This window comes from Stutzerimonas sp., from assembly GCF_982611455.1.
Genome location: NZ_CEXBBO010000013.1, coordinates 23,485 through 40,897 on the forward strand (window position 1 = coordinate 23,485; position 17,413 = coordinate 40,897).

Here is a 17,413-nt window from a genome sequence, read left to right on the forward strand (position 1 = left end):
ATGCCGCACCCAGAGGGTGACACATGCCGGTGCATATCAGACTTGCTCGCACGGCAAGCGAGGAGGCTCCGGACCAATGGCGTATCGTCATCTGACGCACCAGCGTCTCGGGCGACAGTGCGACAACGAAAGCTGGCTATTGCTGTGGTTGAAGTTTCCCGGAGCCTTCAACAGTAAGGAGCTCGTTGCGGCAGACTCTGCAAGAAACGTCACGAGCTCATCTGTTGCATGGGTCGAATCGTGCGCGACCCATGATGTCGTCATCGAGCGCAAGAATGTTTGCTCTTACGAATGAAGTGTCAATCGTGAGAAATCAAGAAAATACTGCGGCCAAAAAGTGATCTGATAACGGCAGCATGCTGTGCTCTCGCTTACCATTTCAAACACATAAGATCGTAGATTGCGGCCTGGCTGCGAACCTTGGCGAGCTGCTTTGGGATAGGTAGATCCGAACCCCATAATTTGCAGGAGCAACTGGTGGGGGACGCGTCCTGAGTGCCTCCAGGATTCAAGGGGAGCGGCAAGCCGGTGTTTCTCTGGTGATGGGGCATAGCTATGAAAACTGAAGGAACTTATGAAATCCGGGCTGCGTTGTCGGAGCGCGATAGCCCAACAACAAGGGCGCTTAGGTATTTCGAGTGCGAAAGCTGCGGTTACGAACGCCGGATGATGATTGGGGAAACGCCGCACAGGACTGTCACGATTGAATTGAGCGTCGAAGGCTATCTTCTGAGCAAAGAATATCTGCATCCTGAGGTCGTTCGGCGAACGACCTGCCGACAAGGCGCTGCGGACCCCGGATCGGGCACGCTGCCCTGAGTGTCACCTCGATAGCGTTCGCATATGTGGCTATGCCGATGTTTGCTAGCCCGAATCCAGCACAACTTAAAGCCACAGCTATAGGTCGGGTAAAACTGACTGTTTCTAGGGGCGGGTTCCCGACAGGCAGTCGAGCAGGTTTCAAGTCGTAACCATGTCGGATTACAGTGACGAGTTTTTTGCAGCTCTGTACCGCGGGCTAGGCGTACATCACTGAGGGAAGCGTTATGCAGGATGCTGAGTCGTTGAAGCCTGGCTTCATGATCGTTCACGGGAATCGTCTGGACGATCTGCGTGAGCTAGCTGTGAATTGGATGCAGCGCTACCCGTTAGCCCCGCTGGAAAATGAAGTCGTACTGGTACACAGCAACGGCATTGCTCAGTGGCTGAAGCTTGCGTTGGCCGACGATCCAGTTAATGGTGGCTGCGGTATCGCAGCAGCACTCGATGTCCAACTTCCTGCGCGTTTCCTTTGGCAGGCCTACAGGTCTGTATTGGGGACCGAGACCACGCCAGAGTCCTCGCCGCTGGACAAGGCGGCACTGAGTTGGCGACTAATGCGCTTGCTACCTCAAGTGCTAAGCAAAACCAATTTCCGCAGCTTGCGGCGATTTCTTCAGGAGGATGGCGATCAGCGCAAGCTCCATCAGCTTTCCGAGCGGCTGGCGGACCTGTTTGATCAGTATCAGGTCTACCGCGCCGATTGGCTGGAGGACTGGGCGGCCGGGCGTGATCAGCTAAAGCATGTCAACGGCGGTGTGAAGCCGCTGGATCCCGACAACCTGTGGCAAGCGGAGCTGTGGCGTGAAGTTTTGGCGGATGTTGGCGAAGGCGCTCTTGAACAGAGCCGTGCCGGCGTTCACAAGCGTTTTGTCACACGTCTGCGTAACGCAGGAGCGGCCCCGAATGGTTTACCTCGGCGTGTAGTGGTATTTGGCATTTCGTCCATGCCGGCGCAGGCTCTCGAAGCCTTGGCCATACTCTCGCGCTACAGCCAGGTGCTGCTGTGTGTGCACAACCCTTGTCGCCATCACTGGGGCGACATCGTTGCTGACAAGGACTTGTTGGGCCATGTCTATCGCCGTCAGGTAAGCAGAAGTACTTCTATGGCGGCGAGCCAACATGGCCAGCCATTGCTTGCCGCTTGGGGTAAGCAAGGTCGCGACTACATCAATTTGCTCGACCACTATGACGAGCCGACTAGTTATCGACACCTGTTCGAAGGCCTGAACGGCGGACGTATCGACCTGTTCAATGACGAGCCACCTTCAAGCCTGCTAGGTCAACTGCAAAGCGACATTCTTGAATTGCGTCCTTTGGCTGAAACCCGCGAAGTATGGGGCCCTGTCGAGGTTACGCAGGATCGTTCGGTACGCTTTCACGTGGTCCACAGTGCGCAACGTGAAGTGGAAGTGCTGCACGATCAGTTGCTTGCTCGCTTCAGTGCCAATCCTGAGCTAAGCCCGCGTGATGTGATTGTGATGGTGCCGGACATCAATGCGTATGCACCGCATATTGAGGCCGTGTTCGGTCAGGTGCCGCGTCATGACCCTCGTTATCTGCCCTTTACCCTGGCCGACCAGGGGCAGCGTGGCCGCCAGCCATTGCTGATCGCCCTCGAACACTTGCTCAAACTGCCCCATAGCCGCTTCGCCGTCAGCGATATTCTCGACCTGCTGGATGTGCCGGCGCTGCGGGCGCGCTTCGGCATCAAGGAAGCGGATGTGCCGATCCTACAGCGCTGGATCGATGGTGCCGGTGTGCGCTGGGGACTCAATGCGCAACAGCGCGAGAGCCTGGACATGCCCGCAGGCCTTGAGCAAAACACCTGGCGTTTCGGGATGCGCCGCATGCTGCTGGGCTACGCAGCTGGCCGAGGGCCCGAGCTGAATGGCATCGAGCCTTACGATGAAGTGTCCGGGCTGGAGGCGGCATTGGCAGGGCCTTTGTTGACCCTGCTCGATCACTTGGAAGTCGCCCGCGAAGACCTGCAGCAGCCAGCGACACCGGTGATCTGGGTGGAGCGCCTGCAATCGCTGTTGAAGGTGTTCTTCCGTCCGGTGGGGGATGGCGAAGAATTACTGGTCAACCAGTTGCTCAAACTGCTCGATGACTGGCTGCGCACCTGTGAGTCCGCGCAATTCAACGAACCTTTGCCGCTGAGCGTGATGCATGAAACCTGGCTATCCGGCATCGAGGATAGCGGCTTGTCGCAACGTTTTCTCGCCGGTGCGGTGAACTTCTGCACGTTGATGCCGATGCGTGCGATTCCTTTCAAAGTGGTGTGCCTGCTGGGCATGAACGATGGCGATTATCCGCGCCAACAGTCGCCAGTCGATTTCGACCTTATGCGCAACGATTACCGTCCCGGCGATCGCTCGCGCCGCGAAGATGATCGCTACTTGTTACTGGAGGCCTTGTTGTCGGCCCAGGAACAGCTGTATGTCAGTTGGGTTGGCCGCAACATCCGCGACAACAGTGAGCGCGTACCTTCGGTATTGATCGGGCAACTGCGTGATCACCTGTCCAGCGGCTGGCGCTTGGCGCAGCCTGGCAAATTGCTGCATGCCTTGACCCAGGAACACCCGCTACAGCCTTTCAGCGCCGCCTACTTTGCCGACAAGCCGGGGCCGGACGGGCTGTTCACTTACTCTCACGAATGGCGTGAGGTACATGATTCGCCAGATCTGCAGCCATCGGAAAACCTGTTGCCAGCACTAGCCCAAGACACGCCTTTAACCCTGCGCCAACTGGCCGGGTTTGTGCGCGACCCCGTCGGGGCGTTCTTCCAGCAACGGCTCAAGGTCAACTTCGACAATGACGAATTGACCAGCCGCGACGACGAAACCTTTCAGCTCGACGGCCTTGAGAACTGGCAGCACCAGGAACGGCTCAGCCAGGCGCTCAAGCGTTGGGTTGAAGAGGATTATCAGCCTGATGGCGCCGAGGCTGAGCTTGATCTGCAGCTTCAGCGCTTGCAGCGCGAAGGCAAGTTGCCGTTGGGTGGCTTTGGCACGTTGAGCGCATCGGCCTTGGCCGAGCCGCTGCCGGATATGCTCGAGCGTTACCACGTGCGGTTGCAGGCGTGGCCGGAGGTCGAGGAGGGCCAAACCGCTGCAACGATAGCCGCTCAAGAATCGGCCCCGGGATTGAGTGACTGGCTGGGCGGTATTCGCCGCAATGCCCAAGGTGAACGTGCCTACTTGCAGCTGGACAGCAAGAAACTGTGCAACGACGACAGTTGGCGCTGGCACAACCTGGTTCGTCCCTGGGTGCGCCATCTGGCGCTGCAGCTGAGTGAGCCGGGCTGCATCTCAATTCTGGTCAGTTTGAATGGGGACGTGGTGTTCCGGCCAATGGCCTCACGAGAGGCGCAGACGCAGTTGAAGCCGCTGCTCGAGGCCTGGGTGGCAGGCATGCGTGAACCGCTGCCGATCGCCTGTAAAAGCGCATTCGCCTGGCTCGAAGAAGCGAAGGAGGGCGGGGAAGACAACAACTCGGCGTCCGAAAAGGCCCGCGAGACGTTCGAGGGCGGGTATATGCGCTCTGGCGAGGCAGACAGCTCCTTTGCCTTGCGCCGTGCGTACGCGGATTTCGACCAACTGTGCGCCTCCGGTCATTTCACCTCATGGGCCAAGCGCCTATATGGCGGCCTGTTCAATCATCTTTCTTCGAGCCGCGCAGGGAGCGACCAATGAATCAGCTGACGCTGAACCCCCTCGACTTTCCTTTGCATGGCAGCCGACTGATTGAGGCGAGTGCCGGTACCGGCAAAACCTTTACGATCGCCTTGATGTACGTGCGCCTTGTCCTGGGTCATGGAGGCGAGGCCGCCTTCAAGGATCAGCTGACACCTCCGCAGATTCTGGTCGTAACCTTTACTGATGCCGCTACTCAGGAACTGCGCGACCGTATTCGTGCGCGCTTGACCGAAGCGGCGCTGTGCTTCCTGGAGCCTGATCACCAACACGACAATTTGCTGGAGCAACTGCGTGCCGATTACCCGCCGCAGGAATGGCCCAATTGCGCGCGCCGGTTGCAACTGGCAGGTGAGTGGATGGACGAGGCGGCGGTCTCGACCATTCATGGCTGGTGCTATCGGATGTTGCGTGAGCACGCCTTCGACAGTGGCAGCCTGTTTACTCAAACACTGGAAACCGACCAGAGCGAACTGCTGGCGGAGGTGGTCAGGGATTATTGGCGTCGGCATTTCTATGCCTTGTCACCGGCGCTCTCCAAGGTGGTGGCCGATTGCTTCAAAACCCCGACTGATCTACAGAAAGCGCTCAGTCCTCTGCTATCGCGGGCAGACGCGGAGTTCCGGCAGGCAGGGGTATCGATCAGCGCTCCGGCACGATTGGATGCGCTTCTGCAGTCTCCTATCGATTGGGAGCAGCGATGTGTTGCGCTTGAGGACCGTGCCAGAGCTGAGTGGTCGCGAGATGTCGCCGGGATAAATACGCTGCTGCGTGATGTACGAACGAAGTTGAGCGGAAAATCCTATCCAACCAAGACTCCCGAAACTTTCGAGCAGCTACTTGGTGAAATCGCGAAATGGAGCTTGGGGGACGAAGCCTGTGCTCATGTTCGCAAGTGTGGGCAAACCCGGTTCAGTGTGAACAAAGGCGGCGTTGTCAGCGTGCACCCCGCTTTTCAGGCCATCGATACGTGGGTCGATCATCTGGAGTCAAAAACCGAGGTGCGCGCGCAACTGCTGCTGCATGCACTGCGTGAGGTGCAATATTCGTTCAATGCCGAGAAAGTGCGCAGGGCGCAAATCGGTTTCGACGACCTGCTCAATCGCCTTGACCGGGCCTTGCAAGGCCCGTCGGGCCCGCGTCTGGCCGAGACCATTCGCAAGCAGTATCCGGTCGCCCTGATCGATGAATTCCAAGACACTGACCCGGTTCAGTACCGGATTTTTGAAACCATTTACCGCATTCCCGACAACTTGGGTGACTGCGGCCTGTTCATGATTGGCGACCCGAAACAGGCGATCTATTCCTTTCGCGGTGCGGATATTTACACCTACCTTCAGGCGCGACAAGCCACGGCTGGCCGTCACTACACACTGGGAACCAACTATCGTTCCACCAAGGCGATGGTCGAGGCGGCAAACCATTGCTTCCGCTACGCCGAAGCTCAGCCTCGGGGTGCGTTTCGGTTTGCTACGCAAGATCAGGACAACCCGGTACCGTTCATCGGCGTCCGTGCCAATGGGCGCGACGATGTGCTGCAGCTCATCGGTACGAATCAAAAGGCCCTCACGTTCTGGCAGCTGAAAACCGAGGGTGTGATCAATAACGCCACCTACTTGCGTAAAGCCGCTGAAGCTTCGGCGTCGGCGATTCAGGCCTGGCTTGATCCCGCTGCAACCCAGCGTTCCGGTTTACTGAAGGGCAACGGTGAATTCGTTGCTCTGAGGCCCGCCGATATCGCCATTCTGGTGCGCAATCGCAACGAGGCCGAAGCCATCCGTAAAGCCCTGGCCCATCGGCAACTGGCCAGCGTCTATCTCTCCGACAGAGACTCGGTCTTTGAAAGCGAAGAGGCCAAGGACCTTTTGTATATCTTGCGTGCGTGCGCTCAACCCACCAGCGATCGGCTGTTGCGAGCGGCAATGGCGACCCGCAGCGTCGGGCTGACATGGCAGACGCTGGAGCAATTGAATCAGGATGAGCTGTTCTGGGAACAACAGGTTCTGCTGTTCAAGGATTTTCGCGTGTTGTGGCAGCAACAGGGCGTGCTGCCGATGCTGCGAAAACTGCTTGCCACGTTCAAGGTCCCGGCCCGTTTGCTTCTGGAAGACCAGGGGGAGCGTCGCCTGACCAACCTGTTGCATTTGGCCGAGTGGTTGCAGCGCAGCGCCGCCGAACTCGATGGCGAGCATGCGCTGATCCGTCATCTGGCCGAGCAGGTGGATGGCCAGAGCGAAGAAGAAATTCTGCGCCTGGAAAGCGATTCGGACCTGATCAAGGTCATCACCGTGCACAAATCCAAAGGCCTGGAATACCCCTTGGTGCTGCTGCCGTTCGCCTGTAGCGCAAGGGAGGTTGATGGCAAAAGCACAACACCGCCGATGTTTCACGACAACATGGATCTGGTCATCGAGCTGGCCAAAGGTAAACAGGCCGAGACGGCACAAGGGTGTGCCAACGATGAGCGCATAGGCGAAGAAATGCGCCTGCTTTACGTTGCCTTGACCCGAGCCCGTTACGCCACCTGGATCTGCGTAGCGCCCAAGGGATTTAAGACCGGAGGGAAATCGACAGATCTGCATAAGGCAGGCCTCGGTTACATGCTGGCGGGTGAGAAGCCGATAGCCCCAGAGAGTCTGCCCGGCGTGGTCGAGGGACTGGCCAGTGGCTGCCTTGACATTGAGGTGTGCGCAGCGCCAGAACCATCGGAAAATGTCCACACGGCACCCACTTCACCACCGGTGGGCCCAGCCTTGCGGCCCTTGCACAAGCTCGCGGCAAATTGGTGGATTGCCAGTTACTCTGCCTTGGCCATTGCCGACGGATATGTCCTGATGGGGGCGGAGCCGGGTATCTGCCTGGAGCCGGCGACCGCGTTGGAAGCCAACTTGCAGGAAGAGGACGAAGCTGAAGCCTTGCCGGTAGGGGCCCCCGGGATTCACGGTTTCCCTCGGGGCGCAGAACCTGGCACCTTTCTCCATGGACTGTTCGAATGGGCCGGTCGCGAAGGTTTCGCCAAGACCGCTGGAGATCCGATCACCCTCCATAACACCGTTGCCCGACGCTGCAACCTGCGCGACTGGGAAACCTGGATCGAGCCACTGTCCGCCTGGCTGGGCAGGTATCTGAATGCACCGCTGCGGTTCAACGGTACCCAATGCAAACTCTCGACCCTGAGCACCTATCAGGTGGAGATGGAGTTCTGGTTTTCCAGCCGGTCGGTGAACGTTAAGCGCCTCGATGCACTGGTGCGTCAATATACGTTGTGTGGTGCACCGCGCCCAGTACTGGCTGCCAACGAGTTGAACGGCATGTTCAAAGGCTTCATCGACCTGACGTTTGAGCATCAAGGTCGCTACTACGTGGCGGACTACAAATCCAACTGGCTGGGCAGCAATGACCTGGCCTACGACGCCGAGGCGATGGTTGCGACGATGCTGGACAAGCGTTACGACCTGCAGCTGTGCCTGTACCTGCTGGCGTTGCATCGTCAGCTCAAGCTGCGTCTTCCTGCTTATGACTACGACCAGCACATGGGCGGGGCGGTGTACCTGTTCGTCCGTGGACACCAGGCGCCCACCCATGGTGTGCATTTCGAACGACCGCCACGGCAGTTGATTGAACAACTGGACCAACTCTTCATGGCCCAACACGCGGAGGTCAGCGCATGAGCCAGACTCTTAAGCAGCTGAGCAACAGCCAGCGCGCCATTGATCACCCGCCGTTGTTCGTTGGCGATGCCGACAGCAGCGAGCTGCTGCATCAACTCGACAATTGGGTGAGCCGAGGCTGGTTGCGCGCACTGGATCGCTCATTCGCCACCTTCATACTTGAACAGGATCCCCAGGCCCAGGCCAGTGTGTTGCTGGCCGCCGCGATGACCAGTTATCAACTGGGTCGCGGCCATACCTGCCTGGATCTGGTCGCTACCCTGCAAGCGCCTGACTTTGTGTTGTCGTTACCTCCTGAAGGGGAGGAGAGCGGCCAATCACCGTCGCAATGGTTGCTGGGCCTGGATGTCGCACAATGGCGCCGGGCGTTATGCTTGAGCGCGATGGTGGAGGATCGGGACGAGCCGCAGCGATTTCCGGAGCGGCCGCTGGTGTTGACCGGACAGCGTCTGTACCTGCGTCGTTACTGGAACTATGAACGCAGCATTGCCCAGGCGCTGAGCGCCCGTTTGAGCGTGGGCGCGGTAACACCGGCAAAACTTTCCAGTCGGCTCGATGCCTTGTTCCCTGACACCTTCGAAGTTAACGGTGAACGCCGTAGCGACTGGCAAAAAATTGCCTGTGCGCTGGCGGCACGAGGTAACTTCAGCGTCATCACCGGCGGCCCCGGCACCGGCAAGACCACCTCGGTCGTGCGCTTGCTGGGGCTGTTGCAAACACCGGCCGTGGAGGAAGGGAAGCCGCTGCGAATTCGTCTCGCCGCCCCCACCGGCAAGGCAGCAGCACGCTTGTCCGAATCCATTGGCAAGGCCGTCCGTGCGCTGCCGGTCAGCGCCCCGGTGCAGGAGACGATCCCGACGGATGTTTCCACATTACACCGTCTGTTGGGGAGTCGACCGGATTCGCGCAACTTCATTCACCACCGGGATAAGCCACTGGAGCTGGATGTATTGGTGGTCGATGAAGCGTCGATGATTGACCTGGAAATGATGGCTTGCCTGCTCGATGCCTTGCCTCGGCAGGCGCGCTTGATCCTGTTGGGTGACAAGGATCAGCTGGCATCGGTGGATGCAGGCTCCGTGTTGGGCGACCTTTGTCGCAACGCTGAAGCCGGCGGCTATAGCGAGCAAACAGTGGCCTGGCTAGAGGCCCACAGTGGCGAGTCGGTCAGCGCTCCGGGGTTGCAAACGGCAGTCGGTGCTGGCGATCCGCTGGCCCAGCAAACCGTCATGCTGCGCTACTCCCGACGCTTCGACGCCCAGCAGGGCATTGGGCGTCTGGCCAGACTGGTCAATGAGAAAAATGCCGACGAAGCACGAAGCCTGCTTGATCAGCAATTGCCTCAGCTGTTCAACCTCAAGTTGCGAGGCGAGCATGATGCCGCACTCACCGAGTTGATTATCAACGGCAAAGGCGATGCTCCTGGTTATCGCCATTACCTTGAGCAGCTACGAGACCAGCGTCCTGCGAAAGACACTCCCTGGGACAGTGCCCTCTGGGCCGGTTGGGCTGGCAAAGTATTGGGCGCATTTGATAAGTTCCGTCTGCTCTGTGCGCTGCGTCGCGGGCCTTGGGGAGTTGCGGGGCTAAATCAGCGAGTAGTCGCTGAATTGAGCCGCTGTGAACTGTTGTCGGCGGATCAAGGCTGGTACGAAGGGCGGCCAGTACTGGTCACCCGAAATGACTACAGTCTGAACTTGGTGAATGGTGACATCGGCATCGCCCTATGGGTGTCTGGTCCCTCTGCAGAGCTGATGCTGCGCGTAGCTTTTCCAAGGAATGATGGTAGCGGCGGTATACGTTTCGTGATGCCGAGTCGTCTGGTGGAAGTCGAGACGGTCTTCGCCATGACCGTGCACAAGTCCCAAGGGTCTGAATTCAACCATACGGCGTTGGTGTTGCCCGACGCGTTGAACCCCGTGTTGACCAAGGAGCTGTTGTACACCGCCATCACCCGTGCCAAACGATGGTTCAGCCTGGTCGAAACCAGGCCAGGCGTGTTTGAAGGAGCGGTGAGTCGCAATGTGCAGCGTACCAGTGGGCTGGCGCTGCAATTGCAAGGCGAATTGGCAACACTCCAACACTCCAACACTCCAACGCACTTGAGCAGGTGAGACATTTTTAGCCCGTTGCTGGCTTCAACTGGGGCTCTACCATCACATTTTATAATTCATTGATGGTGGCATTTAGCTGGCGGTACGGCCACGCTATTCGATGACCGCTCGGTAAGTTTGAACTTATGCAATGAAGGTTTTTATCAAAAACGTATGGGCGAGGTCGCCCAAACAAAAAAACAACAAGGGGCATGGGCTGTGGCGGTAGATCTGAGGGATGACGCAAATCTTAGGGCAGCCTGTGAAGCAGTACTGGCCCAGCATCGCGAGCTGGCTTGGTATCAGAACTGGCTGAAAAAGTTGTCGGAGTTCCTGCAAAGAGTTCAAGACGCCGATCAGGATGAGTTTTGTAGCCCTGAGTTTCAGGAGCGACTATGGGAGAGTGAGGACATCACTAAAACCGGCATGGGTACTGTCAACGTATCCGAGGTGGTGACCGATCCTAGCGTTGCCAAATGCCTTTGGAATATTCGGGTATCGCTTAAAGCTGCTGACACTCTCATCCATGAGCAAGTGCTCATGGAAGGCTGGCGGGAGCTGAACCAGCTAGTCGCTCCGCCCCTCGTGCGCCGAAATCCACGGCTCAAAAAGTATCGTTTATTCGCAGCGCTATGCCCGACCGAGCTGACTACGCTCGCTCACTATCCGAAATTGCGCAACTTGGCGTCATTAATAGGGGTAAGCGGCGCGGAGCAGGAAATTTCTCTCCACCGAGGTGTGCTTGAGCGCCTAGACGAAGTTCTGGGCAAACGGGATAAGACACTATCAACACCAATGCTGGAACGCATGACTCTGCCTTGGCTCCTGTACTTGAGATTCGTACAGGAGCACGAAGCTGAAGCTACCGCGATCGCTGATCTCAGCACGGGCCAGGAGCGCCTCAAACCTTTACCCGCGGAGCGCCGCCGCCGCGGGATGCTCGCCATTGGTGGTGGTGTCGCCACTATCAGGGCCATCATTGAGTTCGCCAAAGAGGGATGCAAACGAGAGGATCTGGTTGAGCACATGAGCTCGATCAACCCAAGTCACGCGCCTTCAAGCATCCGAACGCAACTTAACTCACTGATTGCAGAATGGGGTGTACTAAGAGCCCAAGGCGACGATATCCATCTAACACCACGAGGCGAAGGGCTGCTGGAGACAGGCGAGCCAGATGAGGTATCGGATTGGCTGCTGACCCGGGTGCTCGGGGTTGATCACATGCTCCATGCATTGCGTAACCGCCCGATGTCTGTCACTGCCTTGAATGATGTGTTGAGAAAGGTGAACCCCAGATGGACCAGCGACCGAGCCTTGACCAGTCTGACCTTCTGGCTGCGTGCTTTGCAATTGGTCGAAACCAGAGCTGACAAAATGCTGTATCTGACTGAGCTTGGCGATACCTGGGCAGCGCAGATCCACTGGGAGCCACAACCGCTTGCTCCAGAGATAGGGGCTTCTACCGGCAGCGTAGTGCCATCTAATGAAGAGTCCGCGCTGTTCGAGCGTCCCTCGCTGGAAGCCATCCAATATAGTTTCCCTAAAAGCATCGCCTTTCCGATCAGTTTGGTTGCGCGCCTTGATGCCGGTCTCTGGAGCCATCCGCGCCGCCATTTTGCTGTACTCACCGGGCTCAGCGGTGCCGGTAAGACGGTATTGGCTCGGGGATATGCTCTTGCGTTGCAAGATGGCCAAACCCACCGTTCTGAGGGCCTGCTTACTGTCCCGGTCCAGCCGGGTTGGCACGATCCATCTTGCCTGCTGGGTTACGTCAATCCATTAAATTGCGAGAGCTATGTACGTACGGCATTTGTCGACTTTCTGCTTCGGGCCAGTGCCAACTCCGGCCGCCCATATACGGTTGTGCTGGACGAAATGAATCTGTCTCACCCGGAGCAATACTTAGCACCCCTGCTTTCGGCCATGGAAACAGGTGGTCACATTGAGCTCCATGCCCAAGACACTGACATCAGCGGTGTGCCGGCAACCATCACGTACCCGAGTAACCTTGTGATCATTGGCACCGTGAATATGGATGAAACGACACATGGTCTGAGCGACAAGGTGCTTGATCGGGCCGCAGTGATCGAGTTCTGGGATATTGATGTTGATGCGTTCCCCGGGTGGGAAACCAGCGCTTTGGCTGAGGCGAAAATTGCCAAAGTGCGCGATACCCTCAAGGGCTTGGTCAAGGCATTGCGCCCGGCACGCCTGCATTTCGGCTGGAGGACCATCCATGATGTCATTGGTTACATTGAGGAGGCCGAACGTCGCGGTGTAATCGATTTCAATGCAGCCTTGGATCAAGCCATCTACGCCAAAGTCTTGCCCAAACTACGCGGTGAAGACATACCTCGGGTCCAGGCCGCTTTTGCGGACACCAGCAGTCTGTTGCAGGAGATGAGGCTGGCAGACTCGGCAGCCAAGGTCGCCGAATTGCACGACGATCTGCGCTCTTTAGGTTCTGCCCGGTTCTGGCGCTGAAATATGGCGATCATCCGATGCATTGACAAACAGGGAAGCGCGTTCACTGTCGCCCCCAAAGGCTTGGTTTCTGGCTTCACGGAACGCGGCACCTATTATTTTGAGGTTATCCCAGGGTGGCGACTGTTTGTAGACGATGAGCCTTTGGAAACTTCGCGTCATGAGGCATTTAACGCTTGGCGATGGCAGCCGGGATTTTATGCAGGCAAAGTCATCGCTGAGTTAGTTGATTCGACTGGTAAAGTCGTAGCGACTTACCACTTTGATGTGGCTCCGGATCAAAACAAACTCGGCGAGACTTCGTTCGCAGCGATGCTCGACGAGCTTCTAACCTTCGATCTCCGTTTGCTTTTGGGCAATGAATACGCCCAGATAGAGGTTGGACGTGCAGGTCGAACCAGCGACCCACATCTGCAGTATGCAAGGCTGAAACGTTATGGGCCGGAGCTGTTATCTGCGTTCGCCGAAGTCTTGCGCAAGCCGCTAACCTGGTTGCGCCGAGAGCGCATATTACGGCCAGCACATCAATTACGTCGTATTGATCGCCAGACCGTGCGCCGTGCCTTGCAAGACCCAGCGGCGACGGCGTTGCTCTATAACCTCGGCCGGGTGAGTGCCGATAGTGAGGTGCTGCACTTCGATGTGCCCAGTGTGCTCGAGAATCTCGATAACCCAGCCAACCAGGCATTGGCCGTTGTCCTGAGCGAAACCCTGCGACGCAGCCGACACGTCATTGCCGAATTGCAAAAGCTCATTGCTCATGAGCGCGACACGGGCGCTCGCTCTGCCCTGGCCCCTCGGCTTGGACGCCGTGTTGAGTTCCTCGAAGGCTTGCACAGCGCCCTCCGGAGGATTCAGCGCAAGGAACCCTTTTGTTCGCTGAGCCAGCCTTGTATTAGTGCTGCGGGACTCAACGCGATTTCCGCTCATCCTGTATATGCCCGGGCTTATCGATACGCTTGGTACGTGCTGCGCCCGGGAATTGATGGCAGTAGCGAGGGAGAACGTTTGTGGATCAGTCCGACGTGGGAGATCTACGAGCGTTGGTGCTACCTCCAAGTGGTCGGCATGATGAAGACGATCTATCCCGACTTGCAGTGGATTTATCGTTGGCCCGGCTCGCGCGTGGACGTCATACGTTGTGAAGGAAGGACTACCGACACACAGGTCGATGTCTGGCTACAGGTACGCTGCCCAGCTTTCGACCAACCACCCTCTCACGGTTTTTCCAGTATTTCCGGGGAACGCCGCCCCGACATTGTCGTCACTGTGAGTAGCCCGGCTGGGCGCTCATTCATTGTAATAGACGCCAAGTACCGTGTTGGACGCGAGTGGGTGTTGGAGGGTATGGAGTCTGCGCATCTGTACCGGGATTGCTTGCGTTGGGAAGGGCGAAAGCCGGATTTATCAGTATTGCTGGTACCCCGTGGAGGAGGTGCTCCATTGTTGGAAACGATGAAGTACCGGAAAGACAATGGTGTTGGCGTTGCGGTGCTGAGCGCTGAAAAGAACGGACTCCACGAGGTGCTACGGTCCTATTGGACGGGCTCCCCTGATTTAGAATCAGGGGAACATCCTATGGGTTCTGATCCTGGCTTCCACAGCCTCCGTTACGTGCCGCCGTGCGCAGACGAAGCTGATAGCCCAAGCCAGAGACGCGACTGACCAGCTCCGGTAATGTGTCACCAGCCGATCGGGTTCTATCCCATTTCCACGGACAGCTTGAAAAGGGCTAGCACCAGCATAGTTCACCCAATGTATCCTCTACTTGCTTGTAGTCGTGCTGCAGGATCTCCATTTTGCGTTCCATGCGGCAATGTCGAGAGCATTGTCGTCGCCGCTAGGCTTTTTCTTTCTCTCGGTGAGCATTCTGGTCGCGTCGCCGCCAGGATGGCAGATGGGCATTCAGAGCGTGAGTAATTCGGCCCGGATAGCGAAGGTTGCTGCGTTAGCTTTCTCAATTGGGAGCAGCTCGGATCCTTACCGACTTGCTCGGAAGAGCTGTCCCTTCAAATACTCTACTTGTCCCTTCTCAGCCCTCAGGCCAGCGGCCAGTTCAGCCTTCTCGCTCTCCAACCGCCGGATGATTTCGCCCAGGCTCTGTACCAGACTGCGCAGAACACTGAGCTCTGCCTTGTGCTGTTGTGTGTGAAGCCATTGCAACCAGAGTACGATTGACTGCACTAGTACTACACAAAATGAACCGCCCACTACCAGCCAAGCCATGCTAATCGCATCCATCGCTAATTCCTTCTGTCCTCTCGCCGTCAGCACGGCCAACAACTGAACAATATGTCGTGACTCAAGACACGTCGATATTGTTTGCATGAACAGGTAAACAAAGACAGCAGGTGTCTCCAACGGCTCAAGCGGGAATTAGCTGAGCTGTTTCTGTGGTGACGGCGCGATGGATGGGGGCAAGTAATGTACCGTCATTAAAATTTACATAACTAGAGGCGGCGTCCCGAGTCGCTCGTGGGGCCTCACGCTTGTAGTGCTGCTCGCTAAAGCCGCTTTTGCCCGGTTCCTGTTGAGAAGGCTAGCCAGCTGCTGATGTTGCTAGGATCGTTTCTAGCCTTTTGCCCAGAAGGCGCCAAGCCTCGGTTTTTTCCTTGGCATAGTCGTGATGCAGATAGTGCCGACGCACCTTGGATCCGCCCAGCAGGTGGTTCTGGCAGCGGTCGATGATCTCCAAGGTAATACCGAGCTCCTGCATCATTGTCGCGCCAGTGCGGCGCAGATCATGCGGCGTCCATTCACCTCTGGCTCCATTGCTCAGTACTAGCGAGTCGTCATGATGCCGGCCGGCCAGAGGCTTGCTGCGGTTCTTGAAACGGCACTGCCGATCTCCGATGAGTTTGCTGACCGTCTTAGTATCAACATGGCTTTGGCTGTCCTTGCTGGGAAAGCAGAACGGTGTATGGCCGGTCTCTTTTTGTAGGCGCTTGAATTGCGCTATGGCGAACGCTGACAGGAACACATGGTGATCCTGGCGTTTGCCTTTATGCCCTTTGGTAGCCTCGGCGGGGATGAACCAGGTGCCTTTCTTCAGGTCCAGGTAGCGCCACTCGGCCTTAAGCAGCTCGCCGATACGGCAGAGGGTGCTCAGGCAGATCCACAGAGCGCACTGGACGCGCGTGTTGACCGGGCGAATGCCCGAATACTTCTGGCCAGCGGGAAGCCCTTCGTAGTCTTTCTCTAGGCGTTCGAGGATGTCACGCAGCTCGCGAATCTCGTCGGGGGAGAGCAGGCGGTCGCGTTGTTCTTCATAATCGTGATCGAGCAGCTTGCTGACATCTATAAGGTCGGCTGGATTTCCGTCAGTCATCAGGCCTCGCCAGGGTTTTCGTTTCTCACCCCAGTGCAGCATCTGGCCAATGTCGTTGTTGCGGATGACGACGGTGCGATTCAGACCGCGGGCTTTGACTGAGCGCAGCACCGTGAGCAGATCCTTTTCGGTCAGGCTGCGCAGTGGTTTCTTGCCAATCAGCGGTAGGACATCTTTCTTGAAGCTGCGGATCAGTTCGGCATTGCCATCCTGGCGGGAGACGCCGTCGCGAATCCATTCATCAAACAGGTCGGTCACCGTCTTGTTCTCGGCAGCTTGGCGTTCGGCTTCGGCAATGGTCGCTGCGACTGCAGCTTGAGCTTCGATCTTGGCAGCTTTGCGGGCAGCGGTTGGATCGATGCCTTTTGCGGCGGTCGCTCTAACCTCATCACGTTCGGCACGAATCTGAGCAAGAGATTTCTTTGGCCAGCTGCCCAGACTTTGATCGCGTTTCAATCCGTCTTGTTTGAATTCGTAGCGAAACTGCACTGTTACACCACGGACGCCTGCGCGAACTCTGGCAACCAGCCCACTGTCCTCCCGAAGGATTCTGCCGTCATCGGCAGAAGTAAGTGCCTCAAGCTGCTTCGCCGTCAACTTTGCCACTCTCTACCCCTTGCTTAATCCGGTTGCCTTAGAATTTTACCCCACTTTTACCCCACCGAATCGCTTGGCTGGTGGTGGACAGCATTGTACGCTATGGGACGGCAGAATAGCCTGTAAGCCCCGTATTTGCTAGGATTCGTGAGTCCATTAGAGTCCGTGGTGATCTATAGGAATCCACCAAAAAAGCGCATGGGGTGCAAGGGGTCGAGTGTTCGAATCACTCCGTCCCGACCAAATATTAACGATAGGCCAGTTCGAAAGAACTGGCTTTTTCGTTTAGAGGACTTTTCGAGCTTTTTGCAGCCTGCCTTCTTCTCAATATTGTGCGCGCCATTAAGTCTTTCGGATAACTATTGGCGGTACCGACCATTTGCTTTCGACGGCTGCGTTTCTGCAATGAGCAGACCTTGTATTCTTGGTAACTCTGGCGTGCTAGTCGAACTAAGGTCTGCGTCAGGCTGTATGCTCGAGTCGGAGTTAAGAATAGCGGCCCGGGGTGCCGCATCCGCTTACTGCTGGATGACGCTGGCGGTGTTTTCGCTACCGTTCTGAACGATGTTGGCGGAATGGTCTGGGAGCGCCAGAGCATCTTGTTGCAGGAAAAGTTCGGGTTTGTTGCCCTCTGACTGATGAATGCCTCGGGGGGCTCGGTGCCGCTCTGGCGCCATTTCATATCTGCTCTAACAATATTATTGATGCCGCTTTGATCGGCTT

General features: G+C 57.2%; 6 protein-coding genes. 5 read left to right on the forward strand and 1 reads right to left on the reverse strand.

Annotation, left to right across the window (positions count from 1 at the left end):
• The first annotated feature begins 1,046 nt into the window (after positions 1 to 1,046).
• The 5 genes from recC to AC2LD7_RS10030 all read left to right on the forward strand — a co-directional run bounded on the left by recC (position 1,047) and on the right by AC2LD7_RS10030 (position 14,430).
• Complete coding sequence (gene recC, locus AC2LD7_RS10010; protein WP_484597588.1) at positions 1,047 to 4,517, forward strand: exodeoxyribonuclease V subunit gamma; 3,471 nt, start codon at positions 1,047 to 1,049, stop codon at positions 4,515 to 4,517.
• Positions 4,514 to 8,188, forward strand: coding sequence for an exodeoxyribonuclease V subunit beta (gene recB / locus AC2LD7_RS10015; RefSeq protein WP_484597589.1), 3,675 nt, complete (start codon positions 4,514 to 4,516; stop codon positions 8,186 to 8,188). Before recC ends, recB begins: the two co-directional genes overlap by 4 nt.
• Positions 8,185 to 10,302, forward strand: coding sequence for an exodeoxyribonuclease V subunit alpha (gene recD / locus AC2LD7_RS10020; RefSeq protein WP_484597590.1), 2,118 nt, complete (start codon positions 8,185 to 8,187; stop codon positions 10,300 to 10,302). Before recB ends, recD begins: the two co-directional genes overlap by 4 nt.
• A 117-nt stretch (positions 10,303 to 10,419) precedes the next feature.
• Positions 10,420 to 12,765 carry an McrB family protein gene (locus tag AC2LD7_RS10025; protein WP_484597591.1) on the forward strand — a complete coding sequence of 782 codons (2,346 nt, stop codon included), beginning with the start codon at positions 10,420 to 10,422 and terminating at the stop codon, positions 12,763 to 12,765.
• Between the two features lie 3 nt (positions 12,766 to 12,768).
• Entirely contained in the window at positions 12,769 to 14,430 is a 1,662-nt protein-coding gene (locus AC2LD7_RS10030; protein WP_484597592.1) for a nuclease domain-containing protein, read from the forward strand.
• Positions 14,431 to 15,304: 874 nt separating this feature from the next.
• Here AC2LD7_RS10030 and AC2LD7_RS10035 read toward each other — a convergent pair.
• Entirely contained in the window at positions 15,305 to 16,699 is a 1,395-nt protein-coding gene (locus AC2LD7_RS10035; protein WP_484597593.1) for a tyrosine-type recombinase/integrase, read from the reverse strand.
• Positions 16,700 to 17,413: the final 714 nt, after the last annotated feature.

Coding starts and splice junctions, on each gene's coding strand:
- AC2LD7_RS10030 (WP_484597592.1), top strand. CDS start 12,769: ATGGCGATCATCCGATGCATTGACAAACAGGGAAGCGCGTTCACTGTC.
- recD (WP_484597590.1), top strand. CDS start 8,185: ATGAGCCAGACTCTTAAGCAGCTGAGCAACAGCCAGCGCGCCATTGAT.
- recC (WP_484597588.1), top strand. CDS start 1,047: ATGCAGGATGCTGAGTCGTTGAAGCCTGGCTTCATGATCGTTCACGGG.
- recB (WP_484597589.1), top strand. CDS start 4,514: ATGAATCAGCTGACGCTGAACCCCCTCGACTTTCCTTTGCATGGCAGC.